This is a genomic window from Stenotrophomonas sp. MMGLT7 (assembly GCF_021168555.1).
In the GTDB taxonomy this organism is placed as follows: Bacteria; Pseudomonadota; Gammaproteobacteria; order Xanthomonadales; family Xanthomonadaceae; genus MMGLT7.
This window is the reverse complement of the sequence record NZ_JAJOZS010000006.1, coordinates 1-13,820: the sequence shown is the minus strand read 5'-3', so window position 1 is coordinate 13,820 and position 13,820 is coordinate 1. Positions and strand designations below refer to the sequence as shown.

Annotated in this window: 15 protein-coding genes; all 15 read left to right on the top strand. The window is 70.1% G+C overall.

The features are described from left to right. Positions 1-11 precede the first annotated feature (11 nt). The 15 genes from LRX76_RS09455 to LRX76_RS09385 all read left to right on the top strand — a co-directional run bounded on the left by LRX76_RS09455 (position 12) and on the right by LRX76_RS09385 (position 13,738). Positions 12-557, top strand: a complete 546-nt coding sequence (locus LRX76_RS09455) for an HAD family hydrolase (protein WP_231804450.1) — start codon at positions 12-14, stop codon at positions 555-557. Continuing rightward, positions 554-1,120: an LPS export ABC transporter periplasmic protein LptC gene (gene lptC / locus LRX76_RS09450; RefSeq protein ID WP_231804448.1), complete on the top strand. Its 567-nt coding sequence runs from the start codon at positions 554-556 to the stop codon at positions 1,118-1,120. Before LRX76_RS09455 ends, lptC begins: the two co-directional genes overlap by 4 nt. Positions 1,121-1,280: 160 nt before the next feature. Further along, entirely contained in the window at positions 1,281-1,799 is a 519-nt protein-coding gene (lptA, locus tag LRX76_RS09445) for a lipopolysaccharide transport periplasmic protein LptA (protein ID WP_231804798.1), read from the top strand. Further along, entirely contained in the window at positions 1,799-2,518 is a 720-nt protein-coding gene (gene lptB, locus LRX76_RS09440; protein ID WP_231804446.1) for an LPS export ABC transporter ATP-binding protein, read from the top strand. Before lptA ends, lptB begins: the two co-directional genes overlap by 1 nt. Positions 2,519-2,558: 40 nt before the next feature. Then, positions 2,559-3,986, top strand: coding sequence for an RNA polymerase factor sigma-54 (locus LRX76_RS09435; protein WP_231804443.1), 1,428 nt, complete (start codon positions 2,559-2,561; stop codon positions 3,984-3,986). A gap of 86 nt (positions 3,987-4,072) precedes the next feature. Continuing rightward, entirely contained in the window at positions 4,073-4,399 is a 327-nt protein-coding gene (gene raiA, locus LRX76_RS09430) for a ribosome-associated translation inhibitor RaiA (protein ID WP_231804441.1), read from the top strand. Between the two features lie 21 nt (positions 4,400-4,420). After that, positions 4,421-4,870: a PTS sugar transporter subunit IIA gene (locus LRX76_RS09425; RefSeq protein ID WP_231804439.1), complete on the top strand. Its 450-nt coding sequence runs from the start codon at positions 4,421-4,423 to the stop codon at positions 4,868-4,870. Further along, the gene (gene hprK / locus LRX76_RS09420; RefSeq protein ID WP_231804437.1) at positions 4,867-5,817 is read left to right on the top strand and encodes an HPr(Ser) kinase/phosphatase; all 951 of its coding nucleotides are present in this window, start codon (positions 4,867-4,869) and stop codon (positions 5,815-5,817) included. Before LRX76_RS09425 ends, hprK begins: the two co-directional genes overlap by 4 nt. Then, positions 5,814-6,695, top strand: coding sequence for an RNase adapter RapZ (rapZ, locus tag LRX76_RS09415; protein WP_231804435.1), 882 nt, complete (start codon positions 5,814-5,816; stop codon positions 6,693-6,695). Before hprK ends, rapZ begins: the two co-directional genes overlap by 4 nt. 191 nt (positions 6,696-6,886) lie before the next feature. Beyond that, a complete protein-coding gene (locus LRX76_RS09410; RefSeq protein ID WP_231804433.1) occupies positions 6,887-7,279 on the top strand; it encodes a PTS fructose IIA subunit family protein in 393 nt (130 codons plus the stop codon). Further along, a complete protein-coding gene (locus tag LRX76_RS09405; RefSeq protein ID WP_231804431.1) occupies positions 7,272-7,541 on the top strand; it encodes an HPr family phosphocarrier protein in 270 nt (89 codons plus the stop codon). Before LRX76_RS09410 ends, LRX76_RS09405 begins: the two co-directional genes overlap by 8 nt. Before the next feature lie 44 nt (positions 7,542-7,585). After that, positions 7,586-9,316 (top strand): phosphoenolpyruvate--protein phosphotransferase, encoded by a 1,731-nt coding sequence (gene ptsP, locus LRX76_RS09400; protein ID WP_231804429.1) that lies wholly within the window; start codon positions 7,586-7,588, stop codon positions 9,314-9,316. A 198-nt stretch (positions 9,317-9,514) separates the two neighbouring features. Further along, positions 9,515-10,876, top strand: coding sequence for a magnesium transporter (mgtE, locus tag LRX76_RS09395; RefSeq protein WP_231804427.1), 1,362 nt, complete (start codon positions 9,515-9,517; stop codon positions 10,874-10,876). Between the two features lie 137 nt (positions 10,877-11,013). After that, positions 11,014-12,546 (top strand): M20/M25/M40 family metallo-hydrolase, encoded by a 1,533-nt coding sequence (locus LRX76_RS09390; protein ID WP_231804425.1) that lies wholly within the window; start codon positions 11,014-11,016, stop codon positions 12,544-12,546. Between the two features lie 400 nt (positions 12,547-12,946). Then, on the top strand, positions 12,947-13,738 hold the full coding sequence (locus LRX76_RS09385) for a prolyl oligopeptidase family serine peptidase (protein WP_231804423.1): 792 nt from the start codon (positions 12,947-12,949) through the stop codon (positions 13,736-13,738). Positions 13,739-13,820: the final 82 nt, after the last annotated feature.

The window sequence follows — 13,820 nt, the reverse complement described above, 5'->3', positions numbered from 1 at the left end:
AGCGCCCGACGATGCCCTATTCCCCGCTGGACACCTTTCCCGCCGAACTGCTCGCCCGCGCCCGGCGCATCCGCCTGGCCTGCTTCGACGTGGACGGCACGCTCACCGAAGGCCGCCTGCACTACGACCGCGACGGCAACGAGAGCAAGTCGTTCAACGTGCGCGACGGGCTGGGGCTGGTGCTGCTGCAGCAGTCCGGGATCGAGGTGGCGCTGATCACCAAGCGCCGCAGCCTGGCGGCGGAGAAGCGCGGCCAGGAGCTGGGGCTGAGGGTGCAGATCGGCGTGGACGACAAGCGCCAGGGCGTCCAGGCCCTGTGCGACGAACTCGGCATCGGCCTGGACCAGGTGGCCTTCATGGGCGACGACCTGCCCGACCTGCCCGCGCTGGGCTGCGTCGGCTTCGCCGTGGCGCCGGCCGACGCCCATCCGTGGATCGCCGAGCGCGTGCACTGGCGGACCGGCGCCGGCGGCGGCCGCGGCGCCGCGCGCGAGCTGGCCGACGTGCTGCTGGCGGCGCAGGAAAAGGTGGCCGGCGTGCTGGAGCGGTACGCGTGAGCTGGCGCGGCACGCTCGGCATCGCCCTGCTGCTGGTGGCGATCATCAGCGGCTGGTCGGCCTGGCGCCAGCGCGAAGTACCGGTGGCCGCGGCAGCCGACGACGCGCGCTCGGACTACGTGCTGCGCAACTTCGAACTGACCGCGCTGGACCAGCAGACCGGCAAGGAATCGATGACCCTGCGCGCGCCGGAGATGCACCGCAACCGCGGCGACCAGACCATGGACATCACCACCCCGCTGTTCCTGCTGCCCGATGCCGGCGGCCAGTACTGGCATATGCGCGCACAGACCGGCTGGATCAGCGCCAAGGGCGACGAGCTGCGGCTGCGCGGCGACGTCGCCGGGGACAGCCCGCAGGGCAGCGCCACGCCGCCCACCACCTTCCGCACCGGCCGGCTGGACGTGTTCCCGCAGACCCACCTGGCGCGCACCGACGACAAGGTCACCATGACCCGGCCCGGTATCATGCAGACCGGTGTCGGCTTCGAGGCAAACCTCAAGACCGAGCAGTACAAACTCCTATCCCAGGTCAAGACCCGTTATGAACCCAACGCCCGCTAGTGCCGCGACAACGTCCCAATGCCGGTCGTGCACACCGCCACCGGCCTGCAGCGCACCGCGCGGACCGCGGCCGGGACTGGCCGTCCTGGCAAGGTCCGCAACGCCGCGATGCGAGTCGAGGGCGAGTGCGGGGCCGGGCCGCGGCAATCTTGTCGCCACGCTGGCGGTGCTTTCCGCCCTGCTGCTGCCGACGGCGGCGCTGGCCAAGTCGTCGGACCGGAGCCAGCCGATGACCATCGACGCGGCCCGCAACGAATGCAGCATGGTCGGCGACGACGGCAAGTGCCACTTCGCCGGCGACGTGGTCATCGTCCAGGGCACGCTGGAGATCCAGGCCGATACCGCCGACGTGTTCCAGAAGAACGGCGAGATCGACCGCGTCGTGCTTACCGGCAAGCAGGCCACGCTCAAGCAGGAGATGGACGACGGCTCGCCGATGCATGCGCAGGCCGACAACATGGACTACAAGGTCGGCACCGACACCATCGTGCTCACCGGCAACTACAAGGTGCAGTCCCAGCGCGGCACCAACGCCGGCCAGCGCATGGTCTACAACACCCGCACCGGCGACATGCAGAGCGGCGGCGACGGCACCCGCGTGCGCACCGTGATCCAGCCCAAGAGCACGGCCCCGGCGGCCAAGCCGGCCGCCGCACAGCCGAAGCAGGGAGGCAACTGATGCTGGTCGCCGAAGGACTGCGCAAGCGCTACAAGCAGCGCGAGGTCGTGCGCGAGTTCGGCCTCACCCTGGACGCGGGCGAGGTGGTGGGCCTGCTCGGCCCCAACGGCGCCGGCAAGACCACCTGCTTCTACATGATCGTCGGCCTGGTGGAGGCCGACGCCGGGCGCATCGTGCTCGACGGGCGCGACATCACCGCCGAACCCATGTACGCGCGCGCCCGCCTGGGCGTGGGCTACCTGCCGCAGGAACCGTCGGTGTTCCGCAAGCTCACCGTGGCCGACAACATCCGCCTGGTGCTGGAACTGCGCGAGGACCTGGACGCGGCCGGGCGCGAGAAGGAACTGGCCTCGCTGCTGGACGAGCTGCAGATCCCGCACGTGGCCGACCAGCTCGGCGCCAGCCTGTCCGGCGGCGAGCGGCGCCGCTGCGAGATTGCCCGTGCGCTGGCGGCCAAGCCGCGGCTGATGCTGCTCGACGAGCCCTTCGCCGGCGTCGACCCGATCTCGGTCGGCGAGATCCAGCGCATCGTCACCCATCTCAAGCAGCGCGGGATCGGCGTGTTGATCACCGATCACAACGTGCGCGAGACCTTGGGAATCTGCGACCGCGCGTATATCCTCGCCGAAGGGAGCGTCCTGGCGCAGGGAGCGCCGGACGAATTGCTGTCCAACTCGGACGTGCGCCGCGTCTACCTCGGAGAGGCCTTCAAGCTCTGAAGGCGGCCGCCCGCGCACGCCGCCCACGTTCGACGAGAGCATGAAAGCCAGGCTTCAGACATCGTTGGGCCAGCAGCTGGTGATGACGCCGCAACTGCGTCAGGCGCTCAAGCTGTTGCAGATGTCGAGCATCGAACTGGAGGCGGAAATCGCCGAGGCGGTGGAGACCAACCCGCTGCTGGAATGGAGCGAGGAAGCGCAACGGGCGGAAGCACCGGCCGCGGAGCCGGACAGCGGCAGCGGCCCCGCCGAGGAACCTCCCCACGCCGACGAAGGCAGCGCCGACGAGTGGCTGCCCGACGAATCCTGGTCGCCCTCGCGCGGCGGTTCGTTCGACGACGACAACGAGCTGGGCAGCGCCGCCGAACGGGTGGCCGAGCCGGAGACCCTCGCCAGCCACCTGCTGTGGCAGCTGCACCTGTCGCACCTGTCCGAACGCGACCGCTCCATCGGCGCGACCCTGATCGACGCGCTCGACGAGGACGGCTACCTGCGCGAGCCGCTGGCGGCCATCGCCGCCGCGCTGCGCCCGGAGATCGAGGCCGGCGAGGACGAGATCCGTGCGGTGCTGCACCAGATCCAGCGGATGGACCCGGTCGGCGTGGGCGCCGGCTCGCTGGGCGAATGCCTGCAACTGCAGCTGCAGCTGCTGGCCGAGGACACGCCGGGGCGGGCGCTGGCCCTGCAGATCGCCGACGGCCCGATCGAGCGCCTGCCCCGCAGCGGCATCGCCGGCATCGCCCGCGAGCTGAAGCAGCCGGCGGACCGGGTGGAGCAGGCGGTACAGCTGCTGCGCAGCCTCGATCCGCGTCCCGGCAAGCAGGTCGGCGAGGTTTCCGGCAGCGACTACGTGGTGCCCGATTGCGTGATCTGGCGCCAGCGCGGGACATGGCGCGCGGCGCTGTCGGCGCATTCGCGCTCGCGCATCACCATCCACACCGGCTACGAGCAGCTGATCCGCACCTGCGGCGAGGCCGATGCCAGCTACCTGCGCGGCCAGCTGCAGGAAGCGCGCTGGCTGCTCAAGGGGCTGGAGGCGCGCGGCGAGACCCTGCTGCGCGTGGTGCAGTGTCTGATCCGCCAGCAGGCCGGTTTCCTCGAATTCGGCGAGCAGGCGCTGCGGCCGCTCACCCTGCGCGAGATCGCCGGCGAACTCGGCCTGCACGAATCCACCGTTTCCCGCGCGATATCGCGCAAGTACGTGCGCACCCCGCGCGGCACCATGCCGCTGCGCGCGTTCTTCGCCTCCGGCATCGATACCGACGGCGGCGGCGAGGCCTCCAGCACCGCCATCCAGTCGATGATCAGGAATCTCATCGACTCTGAGAACCCGCGCAAGCCGCTATCTGACGCCAAGCTGGCCGAGATGCTGAAAACATCCGGCGTACCAGTGGCGCGGCGCACCGTTGCGAAGTATCGTGAAGCCATGAACATTTCCGCCTCCCACGAAAGAGTCCGTATCGCCTGACATCGGACTGATTGGACCGGCCCTCGGCAGAAGGGCGCGCGGGAGCTGGCGGTGTTCATAGACAACCCGACCAAAGGAGGTACCCGATGCGCATTGAGACGTATGGCCAGCAACTCGAGGTCACGCCCGCCCTGCGGGACTACGTGGAGACGAAGCTGCAACGCGTAGGACGCCACTTCGACCAGCATTGCGAGGTCCGCACCCAGCTCGCGCTGCGCAAGCCCGACCACCACGTGGTCGCCACGGTCAACCTCCCGGGCCGCACCCTGCACGCCAATGCCAAGGCGCCCAGCATGTACGCCGCCATCGACCTGCTCGCCGACAAGCTCGACCGGCTGGTACTCAAGCACAAGAGCAAGAAAACCAGCTTCGACGCGCGCGAGGTACGCGAGGTACGCGACAATGGCGCCTGATCCAGCGCGTCCATTGCCCACATGCCACTGAGTGACCTAATGGCGGCCGTGCACACCCAGGTGTTGCCGGCCGCCGACCAAGAGACAACCCTGCGTGCGGCCGCCGACCTTCTGGGCTGCGCGCAGGTCGGAGCCGACGAGCTGTACGCCAGCCTGTGCGAACGCGAGGCGCTGGGCTCGACCGCCATCGGCCACGGCATCGCCATTCCGCACGGGCGCTGCCACGGGCTTTCCGAGCCCCACGGCGCGCTGCTGCGGCTGCGCCAGCCGGTGACGTTCGGCCACGAGGCGGTCGACCTGGTGTTCGCCATCGCCGTTCCCGCCCACTACACCCACCAGCACCTGATGCTGCTGTCCGAGCTGGCGGAACGGTTTTCCCTGCCCGGCTTCCGCGAGGCGCTGCGCCAGGCGCCCGATGCCCAGGCGCTGCATGAGCTGCTGCTGTCCGAGCCGGTGTCCAGCGCCGCATGAATACCAGCATCACCGCCAAGGAACTGTTCGACCAGCAGCACGAGAAGCTCGCCCTGCGCTGGGTCGCCGGGCAGAAGGGCGAGAACCGCGAACTGGAGGCCGGCAACGCGGTATCGCGGCGGCCGTCGCTGGCCGGCTACCTCAACGCCATCTATCCCAACAAGGTGCAGATCCTGGGCACCGAGGAACTGGCCTGGCTGGATTCGCTCGATGCCCGCCAGCGCTGGGAGACGATCGAGAAGATCATGCAGTTCCACCCGCTGGCGCTGGTGATCACCAAGAACCAGCCCTGCCCGGAGGACCTGCGCGCGGCGGCCGACGAGTCCGACACGCCGCTGTGGATCTCGCCCAGGCGCGGCCACGAGCTGCTCAACCACCTGTCCTACCATCTCGCCCGCACCCTGGCCCCGCGCGTCATCCTGCACGGGGTGTTCATGGAGATCTACTCCATCGGCGTGCTGATCACCGGCGAGGCCGGCTCGGGCAAGAGCGAACTTGCGCTGGAACTGCTCACCCGCGGTCATCGTCTTGTCGCCGACGACGCGCCAGAATTCACCCAGATCGCCCCGGACGTGCTCGACGGCACCTGCCCGGAACTGCTGCAGGACCTGCTGGAGGTCCGTGGGCTGGGCGTGCTCAACGTGCGCGAGATGTTCGGCGACACCGCGGTAAAGAAGAACAAGTACCTGCGCCTGATCGTGCACCTGACCAAGCCGATGACCGAACCCACCCCGCACGGCTACGAACGCCTCACCGGCGACTCCGGCACCCGCCACGTGCTCGACCTGGACGTGCCGCTGATCACCCTGCCGGTGATGCCCGGCCGCAACCTGTCCGTGCTCACCGAGGCCGCCACTCGCCTGCACATCCTGCGCACCAAGGGCATCGACCCGGCGGCGATGTTCATCGCCCGCCACAGCAGCCTGCTGCAGAAGCGCAGCCAATGAGCCCGATCCCGGCCAACTCCACCCTGGTGATCGTCAGCGGCCTGTCCGGCTCCGGCAAGTCGGTGGCGCTGAAGACGTTCGAGGACCTGGACTACTACTGCTCGGACAACCTGCCGTTCGAGCTGCTGCCGGGCTTCGTCCGCGCCCTGCTCGGCGACAGCGGCAACATCGCCCCCGAGCGCCTGGCGGTGGGCATCGACGTGCGCAGCCGCAGCGACCTTTCGCAGCTGGCGCACTGGCGCGGCGCCGCCCAGCAGTACGGCATCGAAGCGCAGCTGCTGTTCTTCGAGGCCAGCGACGAGGCCCTGCTCAAGCGCTATGCCGACACCCGCCGGCGCCATCCGCTGAGCCAGCGCGGGCTGTCGCTGCCCGAGGCCATCGCGCAGGAGCGGCTGATGACCGCGCCGCTGCGCGCCGAGGCCGATGCGGTGATCGACACCACCGCCCTGAACGTGCACCAGTTGCGGCGCAAGGTGGTCACCGAGTTCGCGCTGCGGCAGGAGAACACCCTGTCGCTGCTGTTCGAGTCGTTCGCCTACAAGCGCGGCGTCCCGGCCGAGGCCGATTTCGTCTTCGATGCGCGGGTGCTGCCCAATCCGCACTGGGACCCGGAGCTGCGGCCGCTGAGCGGACGCGACGGCGGCGTGCGCGACTACCTCGACGCGCAGCCGGAGGTGAAGCGCTACGTCGGCCAGCTGGTCGATTTCCTCGACACCTGGCTGCCGAAGCTGCGCAACGACACCCGCAGCTACGTCACCATCGCCTTCGGCTGCACCGGCGGCAAGCACCGCTCGGTGTACCTGGCCGAGCGGCTGGCCCGGCATGCGCGCGAGCAGGGCTGGCGCGAAGTGGCGACCTTCCATCGCGAACTGGACTGAGCGGCGCTGCACGCGCGCGATACGCGCGGAAGGCGGCGGCCCCGGCGCCGCGGAACAGTCCGTCCCGCCCGGCGCCCGCTGCCCGGAACCGCTGGCGGATGCGTCCGGAATCGACCGCAATCCCCGAACCGGTCAGTAACGGGCAAGCGTATGACCTATCGTCGCAGGCGCTGAACTGTTAACGTTTCGCAATGGCCTGCGGCATCCTCCTGATCACTCATCCCGGCATCGGTTCTGCGATGCTGGACGTTGCGACCGGGCTGTTGCGGCAACTGCCCCTGAAGGCGGAAGCCTTCGACGTCGCGCTGGATGCGGACCTGGACGCCCTGCTGCCGCAGGCGTCGGCGGCCCTGCGCCGGGTGGACGCTGGACACGGCGTGCTGGTGATGACCGACCTGTACGGCGCCAGCCCCAGCAACCTGGCACGCCGGCTCGCGCAGCTCGGGACACCGGTGCGACGGGTGTCGGCGCTGAGCCTGCCCATGTTGATGCGCGTCATGAACTATCCCGAACGGGATCTACAGGAACTGCCGGCCATCGCCGCGGCCGGCACTCGCAACGGAGCGATCATCGACGATGCTTGAACGTACCCTCATCGTGGCCAACAGCCTCGGACTGCATGCGCGGGCCACCGCAAAGCTGGTGCAGACGCTGTCCTCGTTCCGCTGCAACGCCACGCTCTCGGCCAAGGGCCGCGAAGTCAATGCCAAGAGCATCATGGGCGTGATGCTGCTCGCCGCCGGCCGCGGCACGCCGGTCACCATCCGCATCGATGGCGAAGACGAGCAGGCGGCGATGGAGGCGGTTGCGGCATTGTTCGAACGGCGTTTCGACGAGGACAACTGAGCCATGCCGGAACCCGCTTCCCGCACCGGCGACCGGGTTCTGCCATGACCCTGCGGCTCAAGGGAGCCGCTGCATCGCGCGGCAATGCGCTGGGCCGCGCACGGGTGCGGTTCCCGCATGCGCTCGAGGTCGACGAGCGGCGCATCCCCGCCGCGAACGTCGAAGCGGAGCTGCAGCGCCTGCACCTGGCCGTGGACGCCGCGCGCGAGGAGATGCACCACCTGCGCGAACGGCTGCAGGGCGCGCTGACCAAGGAAGTGGGCGAGTTCCTCGACCTGCATGCGCTGCTGCTGGACGATCCGGAACTGCTCCATGGCCTGGACGAACTGATCCGCACCAGCCGCTACGGCGCCGAGTACGCGCTGCGGCTGCAGCGCGACCGCCTGGCCGCGGTGTTCGACGGCATGGAGGACGCCTACCTCAAGAGCCGCATGGACGACCTGGACCACGTCATCGGCCGCATCCACGCCTTCCTGCAGAAACGCCAGCCCGAGCCGAAGGGACTGGCCGGCGAGATCCTGGTCTGCGCCGCCATCGCCCCTTCGGAGCTGGCGCAGCTGCAGGCCCAGGGCGTGGTCGCCATCGTCGCCACCACCGGCAGCGCGCTCTCGCACAGCGCCATCCTGGCCCGCAGCCTGCACCTGCCGCTGGTGACCGGCGTGGCCGATGCGCTGGCGCGGATCAAGGACGGCGACGTGCTGATCGTCAACGGCGCCAGCGGCGAGATCATCCTCGACCCGTCCCCAGCGGACCTGCGCGAACACCAGGCGCTGCGGCGCGAGCTGGCCAGGGAACAGCGCCAGCTGGGCAAGCTGCGCAGCAAGCCGACGCGCACCCGCGACAACGTCGACATCGTGCTGCTGGCCAATGCCGAATCGCGCGAGGACATCGCCCGTGCGCACGCGCTGGGGGCCGGCGGCCTGGGCCTGTACCGCACCGAGTTCCTGTTCATGCAGCGCCAGCGGCCGCCGGACGAGGAGGAGCAGTTCCACACCTACCGCGACGCGGTGCTGGGCATGAGCGGGCGCCCGGTGACCATCCGCACCCTCGACCTGGGCGCGGACAAGGCCGACCACTCGGGGCTGACCCTGGCCGACGAGGAGAACCCGGCGCTGGGGCTGCGCGGAGTGCGCCTGTCCCTTGCGCGTCCGGCGGTGTGCGACACCCAGCTGCGCGCGATCCTGCGCGCCTCCGGCTATGGCCCGGTGCGGGTGCTGATCCCGATGGTCAGCGGCCGCGAGGAGATCATGGCCATCCGCCGCCGCCTCAAGCGCGTGGCCGCGCAGCTGCGCGCACAGGGCCACGCCCTCGCCGAACGGATACCGGTGGGGGCGATGATCGAGGTACCCTCGGCCGCGATCGCGCTGGACGGCTTCATCGACGACGTCGATTTCCTGTCCATCGGCACCAACGACCTGGTGCAGTACCTGCTGGCCGCCGACCGCAACAACCAGGCGCTGGGCGAGCTGTATTCGCCGCTGCATCCGGCGGTGCTGCGGCTGCTTTCGCAGGTCATCGCCACCGGCCAGGCGGCCGCCAAGCCGGTGGCCGTGTGCGGCGAGATCGCCGGTGACGCCGCCCTGGCGCCGATACTGCTGGCGCTGGGCCTGACCGAGTTCAGCCTGCACCCGTCGACCCTGCTGGAGATGCGCCGCGCCATCCGCGACATCGACCTGGGGGCGTTGCAGGCAACCCGCGCCAAGCTGCTGCAGGCGCGCGACCGCAAGGGCATCGAGCGCTGGCTGCAGCGCATGGGCGGCACGCCGCTGTCATGAGTCGCCAGGCACAATGCAACCCTGGCGTTGCGTGTGCAAGGAACGTTGGAGTCTCCCGGCTCGCGCCTTCCAGCCCCACCACCGTAGGCCATCCGCATTCCCCTGCCCCGCGCTTGCGGCGATAATGGCGCGATGACCACCTGATCCGCCGCATCCGTCATCGGATCGCGGCCTTTTGTTTTCCGGAGACGCACGCGCATGGCCGAAGCCGTCCGCCACGACAAGACCGCGCGCCAGCTGCGCATGCTGTCCGATGCGCTGGACAGCGGCCGCCTGGGCCCGGTGCGGCGGCTGGTCAACACGCTCTCGCCGGCCGAGATCGGCAACCTGCTCGAATCGCTGCCCCCGGGCAAGCGCGAGATCGTCTGGGGCCTGGTCGATGCCGAGGACGACGGCGAGGTGCTGCTGCACGTCGGCGACGAGGTGCGCGAGAGCCTGCTGGCGGACATGGACCCGGACGAGATCGTCGCGGCGGTCGAGGACCTGGACATCGACGACCTCGCCGACCTGGTCGAGGACCTGCCGGACACGGTCATCGACGAGGTCCTCAAGTCGATGGACCGGGAGAACCGCGAGCGCCTGGAACAGGTGCTGTCCTACCCGGAAGACACCGCCGGCCGCCTGATGAACCCGGACGTGGTCACCGTGCGCGCCGACGTCAACGTCGACGTGGTGCTGCGCTACCTGCGCCTGCGCGGCGAACTGCCCGACCACACCGACCACCTGTTCGTGGTCAGCCGCCGCCACCAGTACCTGGGCCGCGTCTCGCTGGCGGCGCTGGTCACCCACGAGGACTCCACCCCGGTCAACCGCCTGATCGACGACGAGCAGCCGGCCATCGACGTCGGCGACAGCGCCGAGGAAGTGGCGCGGCGCTTCTCCGACCACGACTGGGTTTCGGCGCCGGTGGTGGACGACAACAACATCCTGCTCGGCCGCATCACCATCGATGACGTGGTCGACATCATCCGCGAGCAGGCCGAGCACCAGGCGCTGAGCGCGGCTGGCCTGGACGAGGACGAGGACCTGTTCTCGCCGGTCAAGCGCGCCGTGCGCGGCCGCGTGGTGTGGCTGGGGATCAACCTGTTCACCGCGTTCCTGGCCGCCAGCGTGATCGGGCAGTTCGAGGTGACGCTGGAGAAGATCGTCGCCCTGGCGGTGCTGATGCCGATCGTCGCCGGCATCGGCGGCAATGCCGCGGTGCAGGTGCTGACGCTGATGGTGCGCGGCCTGGCGCTGGGCCAGGTTGGCTCCAGCAACGCCGGCATCCTGCTGTGGAAGGAGATCCGCGTGGCGCTGATCAACGGCGTGCTGATCGGCGGCGTCGTCGGCCTGATCGCGCTGGCGTGGTTCAGGAGCCCGCTGCTGTCGCTGGTCATCGCCATGGCGCTGGTGATCAATTTCTGCGCCGCGGCCAGCGCCGGCGTCATCCTGCCGCTGCTGCTCAAGCGCCTGAACATCGACCCGGCCGTGGCCGGCACCGTGGTGGTGACCGCGGTCACCGACGTGATGGGCTTCTTCTGCTTCCTCGGCCTGGCCACGCTGATCCTGATGCACTGACCGCGCAGGCGCGGTCGTCCCTGGGGGTCGGCGCTGGCGGGTTTCGCCGGCCCCTACCCTTCGCGGCCGATGCGCGGTCCCGGCCGCGTGTTCTACATTCGGGGGATCCCCCCCCCACGCCGGAACACGCGCCCACCATGACCCGACCCGATCCTCGCCTCGCCCACCTGGCGCTGTGCTGCGCCCTGTCCCCGCTGCTGTTCGGCTGCTCCCGCGAGCAGCCGGCCGCGGACGCCTCCGGCCCCGAACCGGCCGCCGCCGTTGCGGCGGAGAAGGAGCCCGCGCGCCCGATCGACCCGCTCGCGGTGGTCAAGCCCGGCGGCGACGCCGCGCCGACCTCGCCCGGCCAGTACCAGCAGCTCGCGCGCGAACTTCTGGCGGAACTGGTCGCCATCGACACCACCCGCGAGCACGGCGACACCACGCTGGCCGCCAACGCGCTCGCCCGCCGCTTCCTCGCCGCCGGCTTCGCGCCGGCGGACGTGCACGTCGTCGTTCCCGATGACGATCCCAAGCGCGGCAACCTGGTCGTGCGCCTGCCGGGCAGCGATCCTTCGCTGAAGCCGCTGCTGCTGCTCGCCCACCTGGACGTGGTCGCGGCCGATCCAGAGGACTGGACGCTGCCGCCGTTCGAACTGACCGAGAAGGACGGCGCCTTCTTCGGACGCGGCGTCGCCGACGACAAGGACGACGCGGCGATCTACGCCGCCAACCTCATCCGCATGAAGCAGGAGGGCTATGCGCCGCGGCGCGGGATCGTGCTGGCACTGACCGCCGACGAGGAAGGCGGCCGCTCCAACGGCGTGGACCTGTTGCTGCAGCGGCATCGCGAGCTGGTGGACGCGGCGTTCGTGTTCAACGAGGGCGGCGGCGGCGTGCTGGACGAGTCCGGCCGGCGCGTGAGCAATGCCGTGCAGGCGGCGGAGAAGCGCTTCCAGAGCTACGTGTTCGAGGCGACCAATCCCGGCGGCCACAGTTCCAGGCCGCGCGACGACAATGCCATCGTCGAGCTGGGCAAGGCGCTGACCGGGATCCACACCCGCCTGCTGCCGGTGCGCCTGAACGAGGTGACCCGCGAGTACCTGCAGCAGTCCGCCGCCGTCGCCGGCGACGACAAGGGCCGCTACATGACCGCGCTGGCCCGCGACCCGGAAGACCGCGTGGCGGCGGACGTCCTGTCCGCCGATCCGGTGCTCAACGCGACGATCAGGACCACCTGCACGCCGACCCTGATCGAAGGCGGGCATGCCGAGAACGCCCTGCCGCAGCGCGCGCAGGCGACCGTCAACTGCCGCCTGGTCCCCGGCGACGAGCCGGGCTACGTGCGCGAGCGGCTGCAGGCCGCGGCCGGCGACGCCAAGGTCAGCGTGCGCCTCAAGGCAGACGAGGAGACGCCCAGCCCGGTCTCGCCGGTCGGCGGCGAAGTGCTCGCGGCCGTGTCCAGGATCACCGGGCAGATGTGGCCGGGCGTCCCGGTCGTGCCCACCATGAGCACCGGCGCCACCGACAGCCGTTACTTCCGCATCGCCGGCATCCCCGCCTACGGCGTATCCGGGCTGTTCTATGCCGAGACCGGCGCCCACGGCATGAACGAACGCGTGCCGGTGCAGTCGTTCTACGAGGGCCAGGAATTCCTTTACCGGCTGGCGCGGGAGGTCAGCGCCGAGTGAGTGCCCGGCGGGATCGTGGTACCTGATTGCCCATCTGTCGCATCCAGTTCCCTGGAGCCCGTTCACTATCCCGGGATGGATGCGGCAGATGCCGATCGGCCGCCCTGGCTCGGGAATGAAAGGAAGCGCCAGCCACCCGTAGGAGCGAGTTCAGTCGCGATGGGGCTCTACCGGTAAAGCCCCATCGCGACTGAAGTCGCTCCTACGGGAGATCTTGGACAGGTTCTTAGTTCGCATGTTGGCTCGCATTCGGCGCAGCACCCACCGGCTACGCTGGCAAGTTGGGGAGCGGGCCGTTGCTGTGCAGTCATGGACGCGGCTACCGGGCAATCAAGTCGAGGCATGACCGCCGGCCCCGGCTGGCGGCATACTGGTCTTTCCCGCCACGACCCGCCGGCCCATGATCCGTGCCCTGCTGTCGCTTCTCCTGCTGTGCTGCCTGCTGGCGGCCTGCGCCATGACCCCGTCCCGCACCGCCGAAGGGCGTTTCGTCCAGCGCCAGCTGCAGATCGAGGGGCGCAGCTACCGCTACCAGGTATTCGTGCCGGCCCACCTGCAGGCGGCCGGCACGCCGGTGGTGCTGTTCCTGCACGGTTCGGGCGAGCGCGGCAGCGACGGCGCCAGGCAGACCCAGGCCGGGCTCGGCCCGTACCTGCGCCGCCATGCCGCCGACTTCCCTGCGATCGTGGTGCTGCCGCAGGCGCCCGAGGGCGAGGAATGGGCCGGCATCAACGCGCGCATGGCGCTGGCCGCGCTCGATGCCGCCGGTGCCGAGTTGGGCGGCGACCGCGCCCGCACCTACCTCACCGGCATGTCGATGGGCGGCTACGGCACCTGGAACGCGGCGCTGCTGGCGCCCGGCCGCTTCGCCGCGCTGGTGCCGGTCTGCGGCGGCGTGCGCGTGCCGCACGCCGACCGCCCCACCCTGCATGTCGACGAGGTGTCCGCGCTGCCCGATCCGCATGCCGCGCTGGCCGCCCGCATCGGCGCCACGCCGGTGTGGATGTTCCATGGCGCGCTGGACGACGTGGTGCCGCCCGAGGACGACCGCCGCCTGTACCGCGCCTTCCGGGCCGCCGGCGCCCGCGCGGTGCGCTACACCGAGTATCCCGATGGCAACCACAACGCCTGGGACGCGACCTATGCCGACCCGGCGATGTGGGCGTGGCTGTTCTCCCGGCGCCTGCCGTAGCCCGAGGCAGGGATCCATGGCACCTGTGGGAGCGACGTAGGAGCGACTTCAGTCGCGATGAGGCTTTGCCGGCAAAGCCTCA